This is a genomic window from Leucobacter ruminantium, from assembly GCF_017565705.1.
GTDB classification, from domain to species: Bacteria; Actinomycetota; Actinomycetes; order Actinomycetales; family Microbacteriaceae; genus Leucobacter; species Leucobacter ruminantium.
On sequence record NZ_JAGDYL010000014.1, the window covers coordinates 22,216 to 44,419 of the forward strand.

Genomic DNA, 22,204 nt, shown 5'->3' on the forward strand with positions numbered 1-22,204 from the left:
AGCGCCCAACTCCAGCTTCAGTCAGCTGGTGCGTGATGCCTCCTGCCTCTTCGCACCGCCGAGGGCGAGGGATCCCTACTCTCCCTGAGACTCCACCGTGCGCGGGGCGTATCCGTTGCGCCGCTCGAAGTCGGCGATGAGCTCGAATTCCTCGACCCGCCCTCCGGCCTGCAGCCGCAGCAGATACGGCAGGAGCCATTCAGCCTCGGCCTTCGCGAAGTGCTCGTCCCACCGCCCGGAGAGCGCCTCATCGAGGCAGACCACGCTCCCGTGCGCGCCGTGGGCGTCACCCTCGGAGAAGCCGACCTTCGCGGGCAGCGGGCTCACGCTCACGTCGACCGAGTACGGGTAGAGGTAAGGCGCACCCGGCTCGAGGACCAGCCGGTTCGAGGCGAGCATCAGGAAGCGGCGCACGGCGATCCCTATTCCGTCGGCACAAGGCGCTCGCGCGCCGCCCGCGCCCGATGCCTGATATCGGCGGCATCGAGAGTCAGGTGCTCGCCGTCGGCGTAGAGGTGGCGCCCGCCGACGAACACGTGCCGCACATCGGCGCCGCGCGCCGCGAACACGAGGTGCGAGACCAACCGTTCGGGAGTGAACGGCGCCGCCGAGGCCCCCGTCACGTCGAGCGCGATCACATCCGCGAACGCGCCGACCCGCAGCGCTCCCGACTCCGGGAAGCCGATCGCCTCCGCTCCCCCGCGCGTCGCGATGTCGAGCACGGTCGGAGCCAGGACGGCCGCCGCGTCCTCCCGGGCTCCCCGGTGCAGGATGGCGGAGAGCTTGAGCTCCTCGAAGAGGTCGAGGGAGTTGTTGCTCGCGACCGAATCGGTGCCGATGCTCAGCCTGGCGCCGGCGTCGATCATCTCGGGCAGCGGAGCGATGCCGTTGCCGAGCTTGAGGTTGGAAACCGGGTTGTGGCTGATCGACGTGCGCGTCTCGGCGAACCGCGCGATCTCTCCGCCCGTCAGGTGCACGCAGTGCGCCGCGTGCACCTCCGCGTCGAAGAAGTCGAGCGAATCGAGATAGGCGCCGGGCGTCATGCCGTGCTGCTCGGTGATCTGCGCGACCTCGGCCGCGGACTCGGAGATATGGGTGTGGACTGGGATGCCGAGCCGCAGCGACCGCTCCCGCACGTCGCGCAGGAACTCGGGCGTGCACGTGTACGGCGCGTGCGGAGCGTAACCGATGCGCACGAGCGGGTCGTCGGCGTAGCGGGCGGCGAGGCGTTCCGTCTCCGCGAGCACCTCGGCGCCGGTCCAGCTCGACACCGACGGGTAGGCGACGTGCTCCGCGTTCGAGCAGGCGAGCGAGGCGAACACGCGCAGGCCCGCGGCGCGCACGCGCTCTACCAGCGCCTCATCCCAGAAGTACATGTCGGCGAACGCGACCGTGCCCGTCTCGATCATCTCGAGCAGCGCGAGTTCGAGCCCGGCCACCAGGTCGTCGTGGGTCAGCCGCTGCTCGATGCCCTGCACGATCGCAAGCCACGGCATGAAGCCCTCGTCGTCCGAGACGCCCCGCTGCAGCGTCATCGCGGAGTGGGTGTGTCCGTTCACGAGGCCGGGCATGAGCACATGGCCCGTGAGGTCGTGGGTCACGGCCGATCCCGTCCTGAGGGATCCCGCGTAGGTGATGCGGCCGCTCGCGTCGAATGCGAGTTCCGCGTTTGCGATCGGCCCATCCGGGGTCAGCATCGCATCGGCGCGGATGACGGTCTCGGGTGCAGGATTCATCGTTCCATCATCGCCGATCTTCCGCTCCCGCGTCGACGTGCGGGCCCGCCGCGCCGCCCGCCGCCTGCGCCGACACGCGGCCTTCCGCGTCGCCCGCCAGCCGCCCGACATGCGGCCTTCCGCACGAGATGGGGGCTGATGCAACGTGCAGAGACCCTCATCTCGTGCATAAGCCCTCACCTCGTGCGTGAATGGGGCAGCGCGGGGAGGGGTTGGCGCGGGAGAGGACCGACGCGGGAGCAGGCCGGCGGGGGCAGGCAGACGCGGGCAGGCCGGCGGGGGGCAGACGCGGGCAGGCCGGCTCCGCCGAGCGCCTACGCGCCTACGCGCCTACGCGCCTACGCGCCGAGCCTGCGCTGCCGCGACGAGTAGTCGCGCAGCGCCCGCAGCAGATCGACCTGCCGCAGATCCGGGTACAGCGCCTCGACGAAGTAGAACTCGGAGTGCGCCGACTGCCAGATCATGAAGTCGGAGAGCCGCTGCTCGCCCGAGGTGCGGATCACGAGGTCGGGGTCCGCCTGACCGCGCGTCCACAGGTGCTCGCCGATCATCTCGGGGGTGAGCCGCTCGGCGAGCGTGTCGATCGTGCCGCCCTCCGCCTGGTGCGCGGCGATCACGCTGCGCATCGCCTCCGTGATCTCGCTGCGCCCGCCGTAGCCGACGGCGAGGTTCACGTGCAGCCCGTCGTGGTCGGCGGTCGCCTCCTCGGCCGACCGGAGCGCAGCGGTGAGCTCGGGAGACAGCCCCTCGCACGATCCGACGTGCTTCACCCGCCAGCGCGGGTTCGCGGCGAGCTCGGCGGCGAGATCGCCGATGATGCCGAGCAGGTCCTCGAGCTCCTGGCGATCCCTCGCCCTGAGATTGTCGGCCGAGAGCAGGTAGAGGGTGACCGTTCCGACACCGGCCTCCTCGCACCATTCGAGGAACTCGGGCACCTTGCGCGCCCCGGCGCGATGGCCGAACGACGCCCGCTCCTGCAACCGCTGCTTGGCCCAGCGACGGTTGCCGTCCACGATCACCGCGATGTGGTGGGGTACACGGGCCGGGTCGATCTCTCGGCGCAGACGCCGCTGATAGAGCCGGTACAGCAGTCCGGTGCGCGGCGTCGGCGGCTGGGGATTCACCCTCAGAGTGTATCGCCCGAATCGCGGCGTTCGTTTCCTGGCCATCCCCTACATATATGCCGACGTCGATCTGTCGTGAACATACACTCGGAGCTATGACCCCGCACGGCGCAGCCCAGCACGACCACGACGCGGAGCGCCCGCACGTCGAACGCCCCTTCCCAGAGCCCGACAGCCTCTCGCTGCCTCTGCTCGCAGACGCCCTCGAGCACTCCCGCGGCCGCCCCGGCGCTCCCGACGCCGCTCCCACGAACGACGCGAAGCCCCGCTGGCGCGGGTGGATCCACGCCGGAATGTTCCCCATCGCCGTCGCGGCGGGCATCGTGCTCATCTGCCTCGCGCACGGGGCCGTCGCGAAGTGGGCATCGGCGGTCTACATGCTCTCGAGCATGCTGCTCTTCGGCGTATCCGCGCTCTACCACCGCTTCAATTGGAAGCCGACCACGAAGCAGGTGTTCCGCCGCCTGGACCACGCGAACATCTTCCTGCTGATCGCGGGCACCTACACCCCGATCGCGCTGCTCGCCCTCCCCCTCGACAAAGGGGTGCTGCTGCTCGTGCTGGTATGGGCAGGCGCGCTCCTCGGCATCGGCTTCCGCGTATTCTGGATCGGCTCGCCGCGCTGGCTCTACGTGCCCCTCTACGTGCTGCTCGGGTGGGCTGCGGTGATGTTCGTCGTCGACATCTACCACGCCAACGCCGCTGCGATGGTGCTCGTGATCGTGGGTGGCCTGCTCTACACGCTCGGCTCGGTCGTCTACGGCGTCAAACGCCCGAATCCGGTACCCGGAGTCTTCGGCTTCCACGAGATCTTCCACTCGCTCACAGTCATCGCGTTCCTGTGCCACTGGACCGCGGCACTGCTCGTGGCACTCGACCCCGTCTACCTGAGGTAGCGCCGGTTCCGAGACATTCTCCCCTCACAGCCGCCGAGAGAGCGCGATTCGGAGAGAGTTATCCCGACTGCGATTCGAGCAGGTGGATCAGCAGTTCAGGCAGGTCGACCAGCAGTTCGAGAAGGTGCGCGAGGAGTTCAAGGCGGTGCGCGAGGAGATCAAGGACGTGCGCGGAGAGATCAAGGACGTGCGCGGAGAGGTGAAGGAGGTGCGCGACGAGGCGCGCGCCCTCGCCGCAGACCTCAACGAGGTGAAGGTGTCGGTCGCGCGACTCGAAGGGCCCCGACCGCAGCTCCTCCGGGCCACCTAGGCGCCGACAGACCTCGGCCCCATCCACCGGGAAGGCGGACGGGGCCGAGTGCGTGCAGCGGTCGCTCGATCAGCCTGCGCTGCAGACCTCGGTGAGGTTCTGACCTGCCTTGGTGAGGGCGTCCGCGCGCTCCTGGATCGAGGTGGAGGCGGCCTCCATGTCGGCCTGCATCTGGTTGAGCTTCTCCATCGCCGCCGGATCCGTCGGATCGATGTCATCCATCTTCGGGATCTCGAGGCCCGAGAGCTCATCTACGAGCCCGTCGAACTCGGTGCTGACGTCGCCGAGGGCGGCCGACACCTCCTCGTTCGTGACCTGCGACTCGGCGTTGTCAAGCGCCTCCTGCACGGGCTTGAACAGCTCGGCGTAGTCGGCGTCGCCCGACATGGCCTCCTGCAGCATGGTGCTGGTGTTCGCGTTGACCTCCTGCATGGCGTTGTCTGCCGTCTTGCAGGCCTCCGCGACGCTCTGACCGCCGGAGCACGCCGCCAGGGAGACGGTGAGCGCGGCCGCGGCGAGCGCGCCGCCGATACGGGCAATCGAGGTGTTCCTCATCTGTTCTCTCCATCCGGTGTGGTTTCCGCCCGATGCTCATCAGACGAGGGGTGAACCCTCGGACAGTCTAGTCAGTCGTCGAGGGATCCCCGCAGCGCGAAGCGGTCGGCCGTCGTCGCGATCCAGCGTTCGAGCAGTTCGGAGCCGTGGCGGGCGAGGTCGGGGCCGAGCTGCTGGAAGACCTCGGCACTGACGAGCCCGACGAGTCCCGTCCACGCCTCGACGGCGTCGGCCGCGAACCCGGGGTCCGCCGCGGCTGCATCGGCGTCGCCCTCGCCCCCCTCCTCGAAGCCGAGCTCCGCTGCTCCCGCGGCGATCTCGGCGGCCAGCCCGGGCGACACCGGCGGCGAGACCCGAAAGGCCGACGCCCGGCCCGCACCCTTTCGCTGCTCACGACCGAGCAGCAGCACCTCCATGAACGCCGCCATGACCCGCGTACCGGGTCCCGTCGTCTGCTCGGCGGGCGCGGCGTAGCCCGGAACGGGTGAGCCGTAGGCGAGCGCCCAGCTCGCGGGATGGACGACCGCCCAGTCGCGCATCCCGCGCGCGATCGTGGCAAGCCGCTCGATGGGAGGAGCCGCCGGGTCGACGTCCGCCAGGGCGGCCTCGGCGAGCGCCGTGTAGGCGTCGACGAGCAGCAGCGTCAGCAGTTCATCGCGACTCGCGACGTGCCGATAGATGGCCGAGGAGGCGACCCCGAGTCCGCGTGCGATCTCGCGCACGGAGAGCCCTGCGGCGCCCGACTGCGCCAGCTGCTCCCGGCCCAGCCTGAGGATCCCCTCGCGCATGCGCGCCCGGGCTTCGGCATGCGTGCGACGAGGACGGTCCATCCCGCCAGTCTGGCACTCCTGAGACTCCCGATGCAATTCAGAGAGCGCTGCTCTTGATTTTACCCCGGGACCCCATTACCGTGATGCTCGGCCTAATAGAGAGCATTGCTCACAGAAGGAGACCCATGCGCGCCCTCATCACCGGAGCCGGCCAGATCGGCACCCAACTCGCCCACGACCTCTCCGCTACCGGCCACGAGGTCGTCGTGCTGCGACGAAGCGCCACAGCGGTGCGAGGTGCCCGCGTCGTGAGCGGCGACGCGGGCGACGGCGAAACCCTCCGTGCCGCCGCCGCGGGCGCCGACGCGATCTTCCACTGCATCCACGCGCCCTACTCCGAGGCGGCCTGGCGGCGCGAACTGCCGCATCGGGAGCGGGTGGTGATGGATGTCGCGTCAGAGCTCGGCATCCCGGTGATCTTCCCGGAATCGGTCTATGCCTTCGGTCACGGAGCGCGCGACCTCCGGGAGAGCGCCCCGCTCGCTCCGGTCTCCCCGCTCGGGCGGGTCCGCGCCGAGCTCCTCGCGGCCCGCGCCGCGCACCCTGCCCGCACGGCGAGCATCGTCGCCTCGGATCTCGTGGGGCCCACGGCGGACCCGAAGGCGTCGGTGATCCTCGCGACGGTCCTCGGGCCGGCCGCGGCGGGGCGCACGACCTGGGTTCTGGGAGATCCGGATGCTCCCCACGCCGTCACCTTCATCCCGGACCTCACCCGCGCGATGGCAGCCGCTGTTCCCCTCGCGTCGGCCGGCGACACGGTCCTCATGGCGCCGGTCCCGCCCGCGCTGTCCCAACGACAGATGGCCCGGGACGCCGCAGCGGCCGCAGGCAGGACCGCGGGGCCGGTCCGCAGGATCCCTGCCGCGGCGCTCGCGCTCGGCGGCGCGGTCTCGCCCCTCGCGCGCGAGCTGTTCCGGCAGCGCTATCTCTGGTCGGCGCCGAGCGAGCTGCGTCCAGGCCGGCTCACAGCCGAACTCGGGCTCGAGCCGACGCCCTGGGGCGACGTGCTCGCCGCCTCGGATAGGCGGTAGATGTCCTAGGCTCGAGGATCTCGAGTATCTACTGCCGACCGCAAAGGGCCATCGAGCGCAGAAACTCAGAGGGCCGTCGAGCGCAGAGAAGCACGAGCCGACGCTGAGAGGAGGACCGACAACGCGCCGGGGCCTCCGCTCACCCCGCCGCGAGCACCCCGAGCACCGCGGCCCCGTAGCGCTCCAGCTTCACCTGGCCGATGCCGGAGATCGCGAGCAGCTCCTCATCGGTCGAGGGGCGGTGCACGGCGAGCGCTGCGAGCGTCGTATCGCCGAACACGACGTAGCCCGGCACGCCCTGCTCCTTCGCCTCCCCGGCGCGCCAGGCGCGCAGGCGCTCGAAGACCTCCGCCTGCTCGGGGCTGAGCTCGGCTGCCGCCGCGGAGCGCTTCGCACCCCCGCCGGATCCGTATCGGGAACGCCCGCCGCTCCGCACGATGACCTCCTCGCGCATGAGCACAGGCATCTCGCCGCGCTGCACCGCGAGCGCGGCCTGAGCGGGCGCGAGCACGCCCCACTCCCCTCGCGCCTCGAGCAGGCCGGTCGCGAGCAGGTGCCGCACGACGCCGCGCCACTGGGCCACCGACCACTCGGCGCCGATGCCCCAGGTCGTGAGCTCGTCGAGGCGCAGCTGCGTCACGCGCTCCGAGCCGACGCCGCGCAGCACGTCGATGTGCTGCCCCGCGGCGAAGGTGCGGCCACGCTCGCGCTGCGTGCGCACGATCGTCGAGATGAGCATCTGGGCGGGCACGGTCGCGTCCCACGTCTTCGGCGGGTTCAGGCAGACGTCGCAGTTGCCGCAGCGGTACGGGCCGCCTGTCTCGGCATAAGGCGAGGGATCCTGACCGAAGTAGCGCAGCAGGAATGCGCGGCGGCATTCCACCCCCTCGCACAGTGCCAGCATCTGGTTGAGATGGCGGGTCTGGTTCGCTCGTGTGGCCGCGTCGCCATCATTCGACTCGATCATCTGCCGCTGCTGCACCACGTCCTGCAGCCCGTAGACGAGCCACGCCTCCGACGGCAGCCCGTCGCGCCCGGCGCGGCCGGTCTCCTGGTAGTAGCCCTCGATCGACTTCGGCAGGTCGATGTGCGCGACGAAGCGCACGTCGGGCTTGTCGATGCCCATGCCGAAGGCGATCGTCGCGACGACCACGACGCCGTCCTCGCGCAGGAAGCGGGTCTGCGCCTCCAGCCGCTCCGACGCGGGCAGGCCGGCGTGGTAGGCGACGGCGTCGACTCCCGCGTCGCGCAGGGCGGCCGCGGTCTGCTCGACGCGCTTGCGGCTGAGGGCGTACACGATGCCGGCCTCGCCGGCGTGCTCGCCGCGCACGAAGGAGATGAGCTGGGCGCGGGCGTTCTGCTTCGACTCGATGCGGTAGCGGATGTTCGGCCGGTCGAAGCTCGACACGAAGTGCCTGGCGCCGTCGAGGTGCAGGCGCTCCGCGATCTCGCGGTGGGTCTCGGGCGTGGCGGTCGCCGTGAGGGCGATGCGCGGCACGTCGGGCCAGTGCTCGGCGAGCGCGCCGAGCCGCAGGTAGTCGGGGCGGAAGTCGTGGCCCCACTGCGACACGCAGTGCGCCTCGTCGATCGCGAACAGCGCGATGCGCCCGCGTCGCAGCAGCTCCACCGTGCCGGGCGCGGACAGGCGCTCGGGCGCGAGGTAGAGCACGTCGAGCTCGCCCGCGAGATACGCCCGCTCGACCTCGCGCCGCTCGTCGAGACCCAGCGCGGAGTTGAGCGCCGCCGCGCGCACGCCCGCGAGCCGCAGCGCGGCGACCTGATCGTGCATGAGCGCCACGAGCGGCGACAGCACGACCCCGGTGCCCTCGCGCACGAGCGACGGGATCTGGTAGCAGATCGACTTGCCGCCGCCGGTTGGCATGAGCACGACGGCGTCCCCGCCGCCGATCACGTGCCGGACGATGTCCTCCTGCTCACCCCGGAACGAGTCGTAGCCGAAGACCTCGGAGAGCACCTCGAGCGGATCGCGGCCGACCATGGTCGGCTCGGCGGGCGCGCCGCGATCGGCGGGCGAGGGATCGGAGAGTCCCCGACCGCCCGTCGCTCCCGACGCCGCGGCACCGCCGCGCAACCCTGCGCTCTCGGGCGGTGGAGCTCCATAGGCCTCGCCGGGCCAACGCTCGTCGTCGCCCCATCCCGGTTCGTCGCCCCAGGGGGGATCGTCGCTCCAGCCTCCGCCGCTCATGGAGGCCCGCCTTACTTGTCGGCGCCGGGCGCCTCGGCGGATCCCTCGCCGGAATCGCGCCCGGCATCCGCATCCTCGCCGGCCCCAGCGTCAGAGGCATCGCCCGCGCCCTCGCCGCGCCCCGCCAGCTCCTCGGCGATCTGCTCGCGCACCTCGGCGCGGTAGGCGTTGCGGCGCAGTCTGCGCACGAGCACGATGCCGAGCACGATCACCGCGGCAGCGAACAGCCCCGTGAAGATGAAGCCCTCGACGCCCGGCGTCACGATCGCCGGATCGAACTCCGTGTCGTCCTCGGCCATCCGTGCGACGGCCGCCCACGCGGTCTGCAGCGCGCTCATTCGCTCTCCTCCTCGATGCCCTGGAACAGGTCGGCCTCGAACTCGCTCGTCGCGACCCGCGACGCCGCGAGCCGGTAATCCTCGAACGGCCACGCCTCGCGCTGCAGCTCGTTGGGCCAGAAGAAGAACGGGCTGTCGGGCGGCACCTGGCTCGCGTGCGCGCGCAGCGCCTCGTCGCGGCGCTCGAAGAAACGACCGACGTCGATCTTCGCGGTGCTGTCGGAGGGGCGCAGCGCGAAGCGCTCGGCCAGGTCGGCGAACTGTGCGACGAGCGGCGACTCGGGCTCGCGGTCGCGCAGCGCCTCGAGCATGCGGTTCACTCGGTCGGCATTGAAGATCGCCTCGTAGTACAGCTTCTTGATGGTCCAGGGCTCGCCCGCATCGGGGTAGCTCTCGGCGTCGCCAGACAGCTCCCAGGCGCGCTTCGAGATCTCGTGGCAGCGGATGTGGTCGGGGTGCGGGTAGCCGCCCTGCTCGTTGTAGGTGATCATGACGTGCGGGCGGAACTCGCGCACCACCCGCACGAGCGCCTCGGCCGAGACCTCGATCGGGATATCGGCGAAGGAGCCGGGCGGAACCGGCTCGCCGCTCTCGGGCAGGCCCGAATCCTGGTACCCGAGCCAGCGGTGCTGGAAGCCGATGATGTCGCGGGCGCGGGCCATCTCCTCGCGGCGCAGGCCGGCGAGGTCGCGGCGGCTCTTCGGGTCGCGCGCGACGAGCTCGTTGAGCACATCGCCCCGCTCGCCGCCCGTGCAGCTGACGATGAGCACCTCGGCGCCCTGGTCGACGTAGTGCGCGTACGTCGCGGCACCCTTGCTCGATTCGTCATCGGGGTGCGCGTGTACGGCGATCAGCCTGAGCGTCATGCGCGTCCTTTCACAAGTGCCTCCCGGGCGTTCCCGATACGCTGGCACAGGCACACAGTCTACCCAGCGGAGTTCGGAGGTTCCCGTGTCAGAGGCGCTCGGCACAGCGGCCCCCGACGAACCCCGGACCGGGGCTCCGCAGGGCTCTGCGACATCCGGGAACGGTCTCGACGACCGCTACGGCACGGGCCGAAGGGTCCGCGTCGACCGGCGCTTCGGCTGGGGTGCGGCGGCACTGCTGGTGCTCGCCGGCGTCGTGTTCCTGCTCTGGAGCGGCTGGGAAGAGGGCGGCCGCATCGAAACCCAGAGCATCGGCTTCGCGAAGCAGGGCGACTTCGAGGTATCGGTGAAGTTCGCGGTGAGCGCTCCGCCCGGCGCGCCGGTCGCGTGCGCGGTCGAGGCGCTCAGCACGTCCAAGGCCGTCGTGGGGTGGAACGTGATCGAGCTCCCCGTCACCGAGCAGCGCTCGCACACGATCACGACGAAGCTGCTCACGATCGGCCCGGCCACCGCCGCGCACGTCAGAGAGTGCTGGGTCCTCGAGGGCTAACACAGGGGCGAGGGATCGCAACCCGCGAGCCTCAGCGCCTTCTGCGCGCCGCCTGCTACCCTGAACGGGCGCCCTGAGCTTCTCGGGGCGTTCGTGTTATCCGCGCACGCGGCCCCGCACGCATCGACACCCGAACGGAAACGAGGACCGACGATGGCCGAGCCCACACAGACCTGGTTGACGCAGGAGGCGTACGACCGGCTGAAGAGCGAACTCGACGAGCTCACCGGAACCGGTCGCCGCGAGATCGCGGCCCGCATCGAGGCCGCCCGCGAGGAGGGCGACCTCAAGGAGAACGGCGGCTACCACGCGGCGAAGGACGAGCAGGGCAAGATGGAGGCGCGCATCCGCGACCTCGAGGAGCTGCTGAAGCACGCCGTTGTGGGCGAGGCGCCCGAGGCGAGCGGCGTCGTGGAGATCGGCACGGTCGTCACGGCCGAGGTCTTCGGCGACGAAGAGCGCTTCCTGCTCGGCAGCCGCGAGCTCGCCGACGGATCCGACCTCGACGTCTACAGCGCCGACAGCCCGCTCGGCGTCGCGATCCTCGGCATGAAGGTCGGCGAGGAGACGAGCTACGCCGCTCCCAACGGCAAGCAGATCCCGGTGAAGGTGCTCGCGGTCGAGACCTACACGGGCTGAGGCGCCGGCCGGGTCCGCCGGCCATCGACTCTTCGCGCAAGGGGTCGCGTTCTGGGGTTTCGACCAGCTCGAAACCCCCGAACGCGACCCCTTGCGCGCGTAACGGCGCGGGCGGGGCGGTCGGTCGGGAGCGTCCGCCGATCCCTCACCCCCTGCTCTCGTTCCAGATGTCGAAGCCGAGCTTCACGATCAGCACGGCGACGATCACGAGGAACAGCGCTCGCACGAATCGGGCGCCCCGGGCGATGGCCATGCGCGAGCCGAGCAGGCTTCCGGCGACGTTCGCCGCGCCCATCAGCAGTCCGAGCGGCCACAGCACGGCGCCGAGCGGGATGAAGAACAGCAGCGCACCCAGGTTCGTCGCGAAGTTCACGATCTTGGCCTGCGCGCTCGCCATCAGGAAGTCGTAGCCGAGCAGCCCGACGAGCGCGATGACGAGGAAGGTGCCGGTGCCTGGCCCGAGCATGCCGTCGTAGAAGCCGATCGCTGCGCCGGTCGCCCCGGCGAGCACGACGTGGCGGGAGCCGCGATGCTTGAGCCGCGTCACGGCCCCCATCGCCGGTTTGAACAGCGTGATGAGTGCGACCGCGATCAGCGCGAACACGATGATCGGTTTGAACACCTGCGCGGGCAGGTATGCGGCGACCGACGCGCCGCCGAACGAACCGAGCAGTGCCACCGCAGCCATCGGCAGCGCCGTGCGCAGGCCCGGCCTCACGCTGCGGTAGTAGCTGACGCTGCTCGTCGCCGTGCCGAACACCGAGGCGAGCTTGTTCGTCGCGAGCGCCTGCACGGGCGTGATGCCGGGGAGCAGCAGGAGCGCCGGCAGCTGCAGCAGACCGCCGCCTCCGACCACTGCGTCGACCCAGCCCGCGGCGAATGCAGCGGCCAGGAGCAGCGCGAGCGCGGTCCAGTCCCCGCCCTCGGGGAGCAGGAGGGGCGCAGCGGTCGTCGGATCCACCAGCACAGCCTTTCACACTCGCTCGCGATCCCTCATCGAGCGCTCGGGGGTCAGGGAGCCCTGCCCTCGTCCCGCTGCGTCGCGATCACCTCCGTGACCGTGCCGGGGTGGAGCCTCGGGTCTCCGGGCTGCACCGGCACCGTGGCCGTCGAGGTGCCCGCGCGCGCCTTCGCCCTCGGGCTGCGGCTCAGGCGCTTCTCCAGCCACCTCGCGAGCCCCGAGAGGATCAGGCACATCACGATGTAGATGCCGCCGATGACGAACGCCGACTGCAGCAGGGGGCGCCCGAACTGCACGTTGCTCGAGAGCTGCTTCGCGAGATAGAGCAGTTCGGGGTAGGTGATGATGAAACCGAGCGCGGTGTCCTTCATCGTCACGACCAGCTGCGATACGATCACCGGCAGCATCGCGCGCACTGCCTGGGGCAGCAGCACGAGACGCATCACGCCGCTCTTGCGCAGGCCGATCGCGTAGCCGGCCTCCTTCTGTCCCCGCGGCAGCGACTCGATGCCCGCACGCAGGGCCTCGGCGAGCACCGAGCCGTTGTAGACGACGAGCGCGATGACCACGGCCCAGTAGGGCTCCATCTTCACGCCGACGGAGGGCAGGCCGTAGTAGAGCAGCATCATCATGACCAGCACGGGCACCGCGCGGAATACCTCGGTGACCGCGGTGAACGGCGCGCGCACCCAGGCATGGTCGGAGAGCCTGCCGATCGCGAGCACGAAGCCGAGCGCCACGCTCAGCACCGCCGCGAGGCCGAAGGCCGCGAGGGTCTTGCCGAGCGCGCGGAGGATCTGCTCCCAGATGGCCGTGTAGGTGAAGATGCCCCACTTCGTCGCGGAGAACTGCCCCGAGAGCGCGAAGCGGTAGAGGATGAAGGCGACGATCGCTCCTACGCCGACCACCGTGATCACCGCGATCACGCGGTTGCGGAGGATGGCGCGCGGGCCGGGTACGTCATACAGGACCGAGGTGCTCATCGCGCGATCCTCCACTTCTTCTCGAGGCGGTTCTGGGCGAAACTCAGGATCATCACCAGCACCACGAAGACGAGCGCGACCCAGAGCAGCACCTCCATGGGGCTGCCCGGGCGGCCCGCGGCGTCGTTGATCGTGGCGCGCAGCGCACCGAGCTCGGCCACCGAGAATCCTGCGGCGACCGTCGTGTTCTTGAGCAGTGCAATGAACACGCTCATCATGGGCGGCACGACCGAGCGGAAGGCCTGCGGCAGCACGACGAGCGACATGACCTGCCCGAACGGCAGCCCGATCGCGCGTGCCGCCTCGGCCTGCCCGACCGGCACCGTGTTGATGCCGGCCCTCAGCACCTCGGCCACGTAGGTCGCCGTGTAGATGCCGATCGCGAGGATGCCGAGCACGAGCGTGCTCATCTTGGGCAGTCCCAGCGCGGGGTAGCCGAGCACGAAGAAGAAGAAGACGAGCGTCAGCGGCGTATTGCGGACGAGGGTCACGTAGAGCGTGCCCACGCCCCGCGCGATCGGCACCGGCGAGACGCGCATGGCCCCGACGATGATGCCCAGCCCGAGGGCGAGCAGGCCACCGCCGAAGAACACGAGCAGCGTGTTCTTGATCGCGGTTCCCCAGAGGTCGAGGTTCCCGAAGATGACGTCCATGCGTCTTCCTCCTTAGGCAGTGCGTCCGGGGGCGGTGGCCCGCCCCCGGACGCGCGGATCAGTAGGCGTCCACCTCGGGCTGCTCGACCTTGATGCCCGAGTCGCCGAGGTTCCGCTCGAAGACCGCATCCCAGACGTCGCCGCCGTCGGTGAAGAGGTCGTTGATGTGCGCGCGCAGCACGTCGTCGCCCTTGGGCAGGCCCACGCCGTACTTCTCCTCGGTGAGCAGCGGGCCGCTCGTCACCATGAGGTTGTCGGGATCCTGCGCGGCGTAGCCGATGAGGATGGCCTGGTCGGTCGTCACGGCATCCACCTGCCCGTTCAGCAGGCTCTCGACGCACGCCGAGTAAAGGTCGAACTCCTGGGTCTTGATACCGGGGAAGTTCTCCTTGATGTTCTGAATGGGCGTCGACCCCGTCGCCGAGCACACCGTCTTGCCGTCGAGCTCCTCGAGCGACTGGTAGTCGGTGTCGCCCTGCTTCACGAGCAGACCCTGGCCGGTGATGAAGTAGGGACCGGCGAAGTCGATGTCGGCCTTGCGCTTGTCGTTGATCGAGTAGGTGCCGACGTAGTAGTCGATGTCGCCGTTCACGATCGCCTGCTCGCGGTTGGCGGAGGCGATCGCCTTGTACTCGATCTGATCCTCGTCGAAGCCGAGCGAGGCGGCGATCCAGCGGGCGATGTCGACGTCGAAGCCGCTGCGCTCGCCCGTGACATTGTCGAGGTATCCGAGGTTCGGCTGATCCTCCTTGACGCCGATCACGACCTTGCCGCGCTCCTCCATCTTGTCGAAGGTGGGGCTGCCCTCGAGCGTGAAGCCCTCGGCGACCTCCCACGGCGTCTCACTGCTCGCCGCGTCGTCTCCCGAGCCGCCCGGGGCCGCCGGGCTGCCGCTGTTGCAGCCCGCGAGCGTCAGCGTCGCGGCGGCGAGGAGGCCGACTGCGGCGAGTGCTTTCTTGAATCGCATGGTGCGTTCCTTTCGATCGGTGGCGAGGGATCGCACCGCGGCGCGATCCCCTGAGCCTCAGTTGGTGATGAGCTTGGAGAGGAAGTCTTTGGCGCGGCTGCTCTTCGGGTTGGTGAAGAACTCCTCGGGCGTCGCCTGCTCGACGATCTGCCCGTCCGCCATGAAGACCACGCGGTCGGCGGCCTTGCGCGCGAAGCCCATCTCGTGGGTGACGACGATCATCGTCATGCCCTCCTTGGCGAGGCCGACCATGACGTCGAGCACCTCGTTGATCATCTCGGGGTCGAGCGCGCTGGTGGGCTCGTCGAAGAGCATGACCTTGGGGTGCATGGCGAGGGATCGTGCGATCGCGACGCGCTGCTGCTGGCCGCCGGAGAGCTGGGCCGGAAGCTTCGAAGCCTGCTTCTCCACGCCGACGCGTGTGAGCAGCTCCATCGCCTCCCGCTCGGCGTCGGCCTTCTTCATGCCGCGCACCTTGATCGGGCCGAGTGTGACGTTCTCGAGGATCGTGAGGTGCGCGAAGAGGTTGAACGACTGGAAGACCATGCCGACCTCGGCGCGCAGCTTCGCAAGCTCCCTGCCCTCCGCCGGAAGCTCCCTGCCGTCGATGCGGATCGAGCCGCTGGTGATGGTCTCGAGGCGATTGATCGAGCGGCACAGGGTCGACTTGCCCGAGCCGGACGGGCCGATGATCACGACGACCTCGCCCCGTTCGATCGTGAGATCGATGTCGGTCAGCGCCTGGAAGTCGCCGTAGTGCTTCTGCACGTTCTCCACGACGACCAGCGGTTCGCTCGCACTCATCATGTCCACCTTTGGATCCTGACCTGCCGCGCGGGACGCTTCAGGTGTGTTGCCGGGCTGCGCCGATTCCGATGAGCATCCGCCCCGTCTCCGGGTGCGGCGTCTGCTCCTCGTCGAACCGATCAGCCCCAAGCTAGGGGAGGGATCCCTCGCCGTCATGGGCCTTGAGGTTTTCTTGAGTGTGTGCTTGAGCGTTTCTTGAGCTTCGCCCGTTCGAGCGCTCGCGACGCCCTATCGCGCGTCCCGCGGGCGCGCTGAGGCGCCCCTCATCGGCGTGTGTCGACGTAGTAGTCGGCTGCGCCGGGGTGCAGCGCCATGGGCTCCGTGAAGATCGCCTGTCGCCTGTCGAGGAAGGCCGCAGCGGGCACCGAGCGCGCGATCGACGCCCGCGATGCGAAGAGCACCCCCGCGACGTCGTAGACGAGATCGTGCGGGGCGCTCTCCGAGGTGACGAGGTAGTTCGGCACGGTCATCGTCTCGCTCGAGGTCTCGATGCCGTAGGCGCCGATCGGGAAGTCGGCGATCCGGTAGACCCCGGCATGCCCCGCGTTGACGGCCTCGACGGTGTCGGCCCCAATCGACAGCATCCGCACCGGCATGGCCTCCGAGAGCCGTTCGATGCCCGGGGTCGGCAGACCCCCGACCCAGAAGAACGCGTCGATCTCCCCCGCCTCCATCGCCCGGATCGAGTCGTCGAGACCGAGGGCCGGGTTGTCCAAGGCGTCGACCGGTACGCCCGAGGAGTCGAGCACGCGCTCGGCGATGACGGCGACCCCCGAGTTCAAGGCTCCGAGCGATACCCGACGGCCACGCAGCTCGGCGATCCCGCGTATCTCGGAGTCGGCGGGCACCACGATGTGCACGTACTCGTCGTAGACGCGCGCGACCGCCCGCACCGGGAGCGGCTCGTCGAAGGCGCCGACGCCCGCGATCGCATCCGCCGCGGTGTCGCCCTGGGCGAATCCGAGCAGGGCGTCGCCCGAGCCGACGCGCAGCAGGTTGTCGACCGAGCCGCGAGTCTCGGACACCGAGATATCGAGGCCCAGGCCGCGGTGCAGCTCCTCGGCGAAGCGCTCCCCGTAGGCGTAGTAGACCCCCGCCGTGCCGCCTCCCGCTATCCGGTACGACTTCCCATCGGCGTACTGCGCGCCGCCGCACCCCGCCAGCGCGGCCAGGACGACCGTCGCGGCGAGCGCCGCGACCATCCGCACGAGCCTCCGCATCACACCTCCCCCGCCGGAAGATGCAGCGCGACCCTGAGCCCGCCGCCACCGGGGGCCGAGACCTCGATCCGGCCTCCCAGCGCGTGCATCAGATCCGTCGCGATGGCGAGCCCCAGCCCGGACCCCGGAACGTTCTGATCGCGCGCGCTGCGCCAGAAGCGGCGGGTCGCCCGCTCCAGCTCCTCCGGTTCGAGGCCGCGGCCGCGATCCCTCACCGCGATCTCGCACTCCTCGCCCGGCACCGCGACCGTCACATCGACCTCCGTGCCGCGCGGCGCGAACTTCAGCGCGTTGTCGATCACCGCGTCGAAGGCGCTCTCGACCGCCGTGCGGTCGGTGAGCGCCGGTGCGGCGGCCGGAGCGCTCACGGCGATCCGTACCCCGCGCTCGCGGGCGACGTGGCGCCACGCGGCGACCCTGGCCGTGACGACGTCGACCAGGTCCACGACCGCGAATACGGAGTCCGCCCGACCCGCGCGCGCCATGCCGAGCAGCGTGTCGAGGATGCGAGACATGCGCCTGCCCTCCTCGCGGGTCTTCTCGACGTCGTCGTCCCAGCTCTCGTCGAGCCCCGTCGCCAGGTACTCGACCCGCATGAGCAGCGCGCCCAGTGGGTTGCGCAGCTCGTGGGAGGCGTTCATCGCGAACTCCTGCTGCCGCGAGATGACACGCTCGATCTCCTCGGCCATCTGATTGAAGATCCGCGTCATGCTGCGGGTCTCCGGAGGCCCCGTGTCGTCGGAGATCCTGGCGTTCATCTCGCCGTGCTCGATCGCGGCCATGGCTTCGTCGAGCCGATGCATCGGCTGCAGCACCCAGCTGGCGAGCCTGAACACCGCGAGCACCAGCAGCGCCACGATCGCGATGCACACGGCGATGAGCGCCAGCCAGTGGGTCAGGATCTCGCTGCGCGGCTGCTCCGCGCTCGCGGAGATCACCACCGCGCCGATCACGATGCCGTCGTCGAACACCGGCTCGACCACCGTCGTCTCGCCGAGCGACCACGGCAGCACCGTCTGCACCGGCTCGCTGCGGCGGCCCGAGAGCGCCAGGCCGAGCTGCGCGGTCGCCTCCTCCCCCAGCTCGCCCGGCTCCAGACCGCCCGACGCCCACAGCGCACCCGAGCGGTCGAACACGGCGACCTCGGCGTCGTAGAGCTCGCTGTAGCGTCTGAGCTCGCCCTCGATCACATCGGGTGCGCCGGCGCGGAGCGCCTGCCTGGCGCCGGTCAGGAAGTAGCTGAGATCGCCGAGCTGCTGGTTCGAGACCTCCTGCTGGATGCTGCGCGCGACGCTCCACGCGTAGGCGCCGGCGAGCGCCAGGAGGATCACGGTCATCGGCACGAGGAAGACGATGATCAGCCGCTTGCGCACCTCACACCCCGGTCAATCGGTAGCCCACGCCGCGCACCGTCGCGATGAGGGACGGCCTGTCGAGCTTGCGCCTGATCGAGCCGACGTGCACCTCGAGGGATCTGCTGAAGCCGTTCCAGTCGGTGCCCCAGACCTCGCGGATGATGCGATCCCTCGGCACCACTACGCCCGGGTACCGCGCGAGCACCGCGACGATGTCGAACTCCTTCGGTGTGAGATCGACCGGGGTGTCGCCCGCGAGCACGAGGCGATTCACGAAGTCGAAGTAGATGCCGTCGATGTCGATGCCCGACGTCTCCTCGGAGTCCACAGGCAGGGCGTGCGTTCGACGCGTCACCGCCTCGATCCGCGCGATGAGCTCGCGCACATCGTAGGGCTTCACCACGAAGTCGTCGGCCCCCGCGTGCAGGCCCCTGATCCGCTCCTCCACGTGGCTGCGGGCCGTCGCCACGATGATCGGCACGCCCGAGAAGCCGCGGATGCGCCGGCACACGTCGAGGCCGTCCATGTCCGGCAGGCCGAGATCGAGCAGCACGGCCTCGGTGTCGGGACCGACGGCCTCGAGCGCGGAAGCGCCGTCCGCCGCGCGGACCGTCGTGTAGCCGGCCTGACGCAGATAGGCGCCGAGCGCGTCGGCGACGCGCTCGTCATCTTCCACGATCAGGATCTTCATCTCGGTCTCCAGCGGTTCCCGGGCACGCCGGGTGTTGCCCGACACCCCCAGATTAGCCTCCGCCGGCCCGGCGCCTCTCCCCCGCGCCTCTTGCGCCGACTCCGACGCTTTCAGCGAGACCGACGGTTCCCGTGGCTCTGAAACAGTCGGTCTCGCTGAAAGCGTCGATCTCGTCGGGGTGGGCCGGGGCGTCCCGCGGACGGAGAGCTCGGGATCCGGTTACTCGTACATCGAGATGTTGACGGGGCCCGTGAGGTCGGGCGCGGGCGCCCGGAAGCCGCGCGTCTTCACCACGAGGAAGAGCAGACCGGCGACCAGCCAGATCCCTCCGATGACCTTCGAGAGCGGATCGAGGCTGAGCCACAGCCACACGTTGATCGCCACGCCGACCGCGGGCACGGCGACGAAGCCGAGCCAGAGCCCGAGGCTGCGGCGCTTCAGGAAGCGGAAGAAGACGAAGATGACCGACAGGTTCACGAAGGTGAAGGCGAGGAACGCGCCGAAGTTCGCCATCGCGGTCGCCTGATCGAGATCGACGAAGGTCGCCGTCAGCGCGACGAGTGCGATGAGCAGCACGTTCGCCACGGGAACGCCGGTGCGCGGGTTCACCTTCCCGAACAGGCGCTTCGGCAGTGCCCCGTCGCGACCCATCGCGTAGAGCAGCCGTGCGGCGCTCATCTGCTGCGTGATGCCGCAGGCCAGCACGGCCATCATGTAGCCGCCGACGAATACGGCCTGGAAGGCGGCGCCGCCGATGTACTTCGCGATCTCGGGCGAGGCGCCCACGACGTCCTCGAGCAGCGACACATCGGGGAACAGCACCTGCATCACGTACGAGACCGAGAGGAAGAACGCGCCAGCGACGAGGACGATGATGAAGATCGCGCGCGGGATGTCGCGGGTCGGCCGCTCGGCCTCCTCCGCGAGGGTCGACACCGCGTCGAAACCGAGGAAGGAGAGCGCGAGCAGTGCCGCGCCGGCCGTGATCGAGACCAGCTGGATGTCCTCCGAGAAGAACGGGCGCACGCTGAACTCCGCGCCGTTCGCGCCGTTCGAGATGTTGACGACCGTGAGCACCACGAACACGACGGCGACGATCAGCTGGATCACGACGAAGGCCATGTTGAGGTTCGCCGAGAGCTTCACCCCGACGAGGTTGAGCACCGTGCAGATCGCGACGGTGAGCGCCACCCAGATCCAGAACGGCACATCGGGGAAGATCGCGCCCATGTAGATGCCCGAGAGGATCGCGTTGACCATCGGCAGGAGGATGTAGTCGAGCGTCGCCGCCCAGCCCACGAGGAAGCCGAGGTGCGCGTTGATCGCCTCCTTCGCATAGGTGTAGGCGGAGCCCGCGATCGGGAAGAAGCGCACCATGCGCGAATAGCTGAAGGCGGTGAACAGCACGGCGACCATCACGACGAGGTACGCGAGCGGCACGTGGCCGTCGGTCTCGTCGGAGACGATGCCGAAGAGGTCGAACACCGCGACCGGGGCCATGTAGGCGAGGCCGATGAAGACCAGGTGGCGCAGCTTCAGCGTGCGCTTCAACTGTCCGGGCTCGCCGGTGATGGCGTGCGCGATCTGGTCATCACCCGCGGCGACTCCGGAGTGGGAGGGGAGAGTGGACATGGATTCCTTCACTTCGTTGTGGCTGCTCTGTCATTTCGGGTTCCGGGCTCTCGTTCCCTGAGCCTGTCGAAGGGAGCGAGAGCCCGGACTCGCCCCTCCGACAAGCTCAGGGGACGAGCGCAGGAACGGATCAGTGGTTGTGGCAGTGGTGGTCGTCGCCGGGCTCGCTGCAGCTCTGCCCCGTGCCCGCGGGATCCTGTGCGTGCGCGGCTGCCGCCGCCCCGCCCAGCTCGCCGCGCGCGTCGTGGATCGCGGTGCCGCCGACGACCGTGAGGTCTGCGCTCTGCGCGAGGATCTCGGCGGGCTCCATGCCGTAGAGGTCGCCCGACCAGACGACGAGGTCGGCGAGGTAGCCTTCGCGCAGCATGCCGAGCGCGTTCTCGTGGTGGAAGGCCTCGGCGCCGCCCTTCGTGTAGGCCTCGAGCGCGGCGTCGAGCCCGACGCGCTCGTGAGCCGTCCAGGCCTGGGAGCCGTCGAGGCCGGCGCGGGTCATCGCGCTGTAGACCCCGACGAGGGGATCCATCTCGCCGACCTGCCAGTCGCTCGAGAAGGTGACACGGGCGCCCGAGTCGATCATGGAGCGGAAGCGCCAGGCCTGATCCCAGCGCGCCTCGCCGACGTTCTCCATCCAAGTACCGGCGACGAGGTCGGGCGAGGCGTGGCGGGGCTGCATCGCTGCGACGACGCCGAGCTCGCGGAAGCGCGGCAGGTCCTCGGGTGCGAGGCATTCGACGTGCACGATGCCGTGGCGGGTGTCGGTGCGGCCGTTCGCCCGCTGCGCCGCCTCGATCGAGTCGAGCGTGAGCCTGATCCCCCAGTCGCCCGTGGCGTGCGTGTGCACCTGGTAGCCGAGGCGGTCGAGCTCGGTGAAGAGCTTCGTGAACTCGGTGGGCTCGAGGCTCGTGTGGCCGCGGTGGCCCGGGCGGTTCGCGTAGTCCTCGAGCATCGCGGCGGTGTGCGGCTCGATCACGTCGTCGGCGTAGAGCTTGACCGGGCCGAGCTTGAAGCGGTCGTGCTGCGGGGTCTCGCGGATCGCCTCGGTGATGCGGGCGCGGAAGTCGCCGTCGGCGCCGACCGGGTGGTAGATTGCGGCGATCGTGCGGCTCGTGAGGCGCCCCTCGCGCTCGGCGCGGGCGAAGAGGTCGAGCTCGGCGAGCGGCACCTGCGGCTCGACGACGGTCGTGATGCCGAAGCGGGCGGCCATGTCGAGGCTGTTCGCGATCTTCGCGTAGCGGCGATCCGGCGAGTACATGGGGATGTCGCGCTGGAGTTCGGCGAGGCCGTCGATCGTCATCGCGCTCGTGTAGAAGTCGGTGACCCACCCCGTCGGCTCGCCGGTCGTCGCATCGATCTCGGGGTTGCCCCAGGCGATGTCGCCGCCGTTCAGAATGCCGAGCTTCGCGAGGGCGGGGCGGTTGAGCCAGACGGAGTGCTGGTCGTAGGTGGTGATGAAGACCGGCTTGTCCGTGACGCCGACCAGGTCGTCGGCGTTGGGGCGGCGGCCCTCGACCACGGAGTAGAGCGCGTTCTCGGCGCAGATCCACTCGAGCTCGGGGTGGGTCTCGGCGAACTCCGCGATGCGGGCGCGCACGACGTCGAGGCTCGTCACCTGGTCGAGGCTCACGGCGAGGTCGTCGAAGCCGAGCAGCAGGTGGTTGTGGGTGTCAGCGACACCGGGGGTGAGGAGGCGTCCCTCCAGCTGCACCGTGCGGCGGGCGGCGGGAGCATCGGCGGCGCTGCCGACGTAGCTGATGCGGTCGCCCATCACGCCGAGCGCCTCGGCCCAGGGACGTTCGGGGTCGAAGGTGCGGATCTTGCCGCCGGTGTAGAGCGTGTCGACTGCCATGTCATCTC

Annotated in this window: 23 protein-coding genes; 5 read left to right on the forward strand and 18 right to left on the reverse strand. The window is 69.9% G+C overall.

All coding sequences use genetic code 11. The features are described 5' to 3' along the window. Positions 1-75: 75 nt before the first annotated feature. From J4H91_RS09015 to J4H91_RS09025, 3 genes are all read right to left on the reverse strand, one after another. A complete protein-coding gene (locus J4H91_RS09015) occupies positions 76-414 on the reverse strand; it encodes a hypothetical protein (RefSeq protein WP_208045935.1) in 339 nt (112 codons plus the stop codon). A gap of 8 nt (positions 415-422) precedes the next feature. Continuing rightward, positions 423-1,736: an amidohydrolase gene (locus J4H91_RS09020; protein WP_208045936.1), complete on the reverse strand. Its 1,314-nt coding sequence runs from the start codon at positions 1,734-1,736 to the stop codon at positions 423-425. 338 nt (positions 1,737-2,074) lie between these two features. After that, positions 2,075-2,860 carry an isoprenyl transferase gene (locus J4H91_RS09025; protein WP_341783497.1) on the reverse strand — a complete coding sequence of 262 codons (786 nt, stop codon included), beginning with the start codon at positions 2,858-2,860 and terminating at the stop codon, positions 2,075-2,077. 95 nt (positions 2,861-2,955) lie between these two features. Here J4H91_RS09025 and trhA point away from each other — a divergent pair, with 95 nt between their 5' ends. Both trhA and J4H91_RS09035 read left to right on the forward strand, forming a co-directional pair. After that, on the forward strand, positions 2,956-3,756 hold the full coding sequence (gene trhA / locus J4H91_RS09030; protein WP_208045938.1) for a PAQR family membrane homeostasis protein TrhA: 801 nt from the start codon (positions 2,956-2,958) through the stop codon (positions 3,754-3,756). 82 nt (positions 3,757-3,838) lie between these two features. Beyond that, on the forward strand, positions 3,839-4,066 hold the full coding sequence (locus tag J4H91_RS09035) for a hypothetical protein (RefSeq protein WP_208045939.1): 228 nt from the start codon (positions 3,839-3,841) through the stop codon (positions 4,064-4,066). Positions 4,067-4,135: 69 nt separating this feature from the next. Here J4H91_RS09035 and J4H91_RS09040 read toward each other — a convergent pair whose 3' ends face one another. Next, positions 4,136-4,621, reverse strand: a complete 486-nt coding sequence (locus J4H91_RS09040; protein WP_208045940.1) for a hypothetical protein — start codon at positions 4,619-4,621, stop codon at positions 4,136-4,138. Positions 4,622-4,692: 71 nt separating this feature from the next. Then, positions 4,693-5,451 (reverse strand): TetR/AcrR family transcriptional regulator, encoded by a 759-nt coding sequence (locus J4H91_RS09045; RefSeq protein ID WP_208045941.1) that lies wholly within the window; start codon positions 5,449-5,451, stop codon positions 4,693-4,695. Positions 5,452-5,576: 125 nt separating this feature from the next. Between J4H91_RS09045 and J4H91_RS09050 the strand changes: the two genes are divergently transcribed. Further along, complete coding sequence (locus J4H91_RS09050) at positions 5,577-6,482, forward strand: NAD-dependent epimerase/dehydratase family protein (protein ID WP_208045942.1); 906 nt, start codon at positions 5,577-5,579, stop codon at positions 6,480-6,482. Between the two features lie 139 nt (positions 6,483-6,621). Here the strand turns inward: J4H91_RS09050 and recQ are convergent, their stop codons facing one another. The 3 genes from recQ to mca are packed head-to-tail and all read right to left on the reverse strand — an operon-like array spanning position 6,622 to position 9,892. Further along, entirely contained in the window at positions 6,622-8,688 is a 2,067-nt protein-coding gene (recQ, locus tag J4H91_RS09055; protein WP_208045943.1) for a DNA helicase RecQ, read from the reverse strand. An 11-nt stretch (positions 8,689-8,699) separates the two neighbouring features. Continuing rightward, the gene (locus tag J4H91_RS09060) at positions 8,700-9,026 is read right to left on the reverse strand and encodes a hypothetical protein (protein WP_208045944.1); all 327 of its coding nucleotides are present in this window, start codon (positions 9,024-9,026) and stop codon (positions 8,700-8,702) included. Beyond that, a complete protein-coding gene (mca, locus tag J4H91_RS09065) occupies positions 9,023-9,892 on the reverse strand; it encodes a mycothiol conjugate amidase Mca (protein WP_208045945.1) in 870 nt (289 codons plus the stop codon). Before mca ends, J4H91_RS09060 begins: the two co-directional genes overlap by 4 nt. Before the next feature lie 85 nt (positions 9,893-9,977). On the opposite strand from mca, the gene J4H91_RS09070 reads away from it, so the two are divergent. Further along, positions 9,978-10,442, forward strand: coding sequence for a DUF4307 domain-containing protein (locus tag J4H91_RS09070; RefSeq protein WP_341783498.1), 465 nt, complete (start codon positions 9,978-9,980; stop codon positions 10,440-10,442). Between the two features lie 153 nt (positions 10,443-10,595). After that, positions 10,596-11,081 carry a transcription elongation factor GreA gene (greA, locus tag J4H91_RS09075; protein ID WP_208045947.1) on the forward strand — a complete coding sequence of 162 codons (486 nt, stop codon included), beginning with the start codon at positions 10,596-10,598 and terminating at the stop codon, positions 11,079-11,081. A gap of 145 nt (positions 11,082-11,226) precedes the next feature. Here the strand turns inward: greA and J4H91_RS09080 are convergent, their stop codons facing one another. The 10 genes from J4H91_RS09080 to J4H91_RS09125 all read right to left on the reverse strand — a co-directional run bounded on the left by J4H91_RS09080 (position 11,227) and on the right by J4H91_RS09125 (position 22,196). Beyond that, positions 11,227-12,015, reverse strand: coding sequence for a sulfite exporter TauE/SafE family protein (locus tag J4H91_RS09080; RefSeq protein WP_208046001.1), 789 nt, complete (start codon positions 12,013-12,015; stop codon positions 11,227-11,229). A gap of 77 nt (positions 12,016-12,092) precedes the next feature. Next, positions 12,093-13,025 carry an amino acid ABC transporter permease gene (locus J4H91_RS09085; RefSeq protein ID WP_208045948.1) on the reverse strand — a complete coding sequence of 311 codons (933 nt, stop codon included), beginning with the start codon at positions 13,023-13,025 and terminating at the stop codon, positions 12,093-12,095. Further along, positions 13,022-13,678 (reverse strand): amino acid ABC transporter permease, encoded by a 657-nt coding sequence (locus J4H91_RS09090; protein WP_208045949.1) that lies wholly within the window; start codon positions 13,676-13,678, stop codon positions 13,022-13,024. Before J4H91_RS09090 ends, J4H91_RS09085 begins: the two co-directional genes overlap by 4 nt. A gap of 58 nt (positions 13,679-13,736) precedes the next feature. Continuing rightward, positions 13,737-14,645, reverse strand: coding sequence for a glutamate ABC transporter substrate-binding protein (locus tag J4H91_RS09095; protein ID WP_208045950.1), 909 nt, complete (start codon positions 14,643-14,645; stop codon positions 13,737-13,739). A 57-nt stretch (positions 14,646-14,702) separates the two neighbouring features. Continuing rightward, positions 14,703-15,449, reverse strand: coding sequence for an amino acid ABC transporter ATP-binding protein (locus J4H91_RS09100; protein ID WP_424960837.1), 747 nt, complete (start codon positions 15,447-15,449; stop codon positions 14,703-14,705). Between the two features lie 266 nt (positions 15,450-15,715). Continuing rightward, positions 15,716-16,672, reverse strand: coding sequence for a TAXI family TRAP transporter solute-binding subunit (locus J4H91_RS09105; RefSeq protein WP_208045951.1), 957 nt, complete (start codon positions 16,670-16,672; stop codon positions 15,716-15,718). Then, the gene (locus J4H91_RS09110) at positions 16,672-18,045 is read right to left on the reverse strand and encodes an ATP-binding protein (protein WP_208045952.1); all 1,374 of its coding nucleotides are present in this window, start codon (positions 18,043-18,045) and stop codon (positions 16,672-16,674) included. Before J4H91_RS09110 ends, J4H91_RS09105 begins: the two co-directional genes overlap by 1 nt. A 1-nt stretch (position 18,046) precedes the next feature. After that, a complete protein-coding gene (locus tag J4H91_RS09115) occupies positions 18,047-18,718 on the reverse strand; it encodes a response regulator transcription factor (protein ID WP_208045953.1) in 672 nt (223 codons plus the stop codon). Between the two features lie 219 nt (positions 18,719-18,937). Continuing rightward, the gene (locus J4H91_RS09120; RefSeq protein ID WP_208045954.1) at positions 18,938-20,350 is read right to left on the reverse strand and encodes an APC family permease; all 1,413 of its coding nucleotides are present in this window, start codon (positions 20,348-20,350) and stop codon (positions 18,938-18,940) included. A gap of 130 nt (positions 20,351-20,480) precedes the next feature. Then, positions 20,481-22,196, reverse strand: coding sequence for an amidohydrolase (locus J4H91_RS09125; protein ID WP_208045955.1), 1,716 nt, complete (start codon positions 22,194-22,196; stop codon positions 20,481-20,483). Between the last annotated feature and the right edge of the window lie 8 nt (positions 22,197-22,204).

Bases quoted from the DNA above. Each gene is read 5' to 3' on its own strand.
- J4H91_RS09020 (WP_208045936.1), bottom strand. From the start codon at position 1,736: ATGAATCCTGCACCCGAGACCGTCATCCGCGCCGATGCGATGCTGACC.
- trhA (WP_208045938.1), top strand. From the start codon at position 2,956: ATGACCCCGCACGGCGCAGCCCAGCACGACCACGACGCGGAGCGCCCG.
- J4H91_RS09040 (WP_208045940.1), bottom strand. From the start codon at position 4,621: ATGAGGAACACCTCGATTGCCCGTATCGGCGGCGCGCTCGCCGCGGCC.
- J4H91_RS09045 (WP_208045941.1), bottom strand. From the start codon at position 5,451: ATGGACCGTCCTCGTCGCACGCATGCCGAAGCCCGGGCGCGCATGCGC.
- J4H91_RS09050 (WP_208045942.1), top strand. From the start codon at position 5,577: ATGCGCGCCCTCATCACCGGAGCCGGCCAGATCGGCACCCAACTCGCC.
- recQ (WP_208045943.1), bottom strand. From the start codon at position 8,688: ATGAGCGGCGGAGGCTGGAGCGACGATCCCCCCTGGGGCGACGAACCG.
- J4H91_RS09060 (WP_208045944.1), bottom strand. From the start codon at position 9,026: ATGAGCGCGCTGCAGACCGCGTGGGCGGCCGTCGCACGGATGGCCGAG.
- mca (WP_208045945.1), bottom strand. From the start codon at position 9,892: ATGACGCTCAGGCTGATCGCCGTACACGCGCACCCCGATGACGAATCG.
- greA (WP_208045947.1), top strand. From the start codon at position 10,596: ATGGCCGAGCCCACACAGACCTGGTTGACGCAGGAGGCGTACGACCGG.
- J4H91_RS09085 (WP_208045948.1), bottom strand. From the start codon at position 13,025: ATGAGCACCTCGGTCCTGTATGACGTACCCGGCCCGCGCGCCATCCTC.
- J4H91_RS09090 (WP_208045949.1), bottom strand. From the start codon at position 13,678: ATGGACGTCATCTTCGGGAACCTCGACCTCTGGGGAACCGCGATCAAG.
- J4H91_RS09095 (WP_208045950.1), bottom strand. From the start codon at position 14,645: ATGCGATTCAAGAAAGCACTCGCCGCAGTCGGCCTCCTCGCCGCCGCG.
- J4H91_RS09100 (WP_424960837.1), bottom strand. From the start codon at position 15,449: ATGAGTGCGAGCGAACCGCTGGTCGTCGTGGAGAACGTGCAGAAGCAC.
- J4H91_RS09105 (WP_208045951.1), bottom strand. From the start codon at position 16,672: ATGCGGAGGCTCGTGCGGATGGTCGCGGCGCTCGCCGCGACGGTCGTC.
- J4H91_RS09115 (WP_208045953.1), bottom strand. From the start codon at position 18,718: ATGAAGATCCTGATCGTGGAAGATGACGAGCGCGTCGCCGACGCGCTC.
- J4H91_RS09120 (WP_208045954.1), bottom strand. From the start codon at position 20,350: ATGTCCACTCTCCCCTCCCACTCCGGAGTCGCCGCGGGTGATGACCAG.
- J4H91_RS09125 (WP_208045955.1), bottom strand. From the start codon at position 22,196: ATGGCAGTCGACACGCTCTACACCGGCGGCAAGATCCGCACCTTCGAC.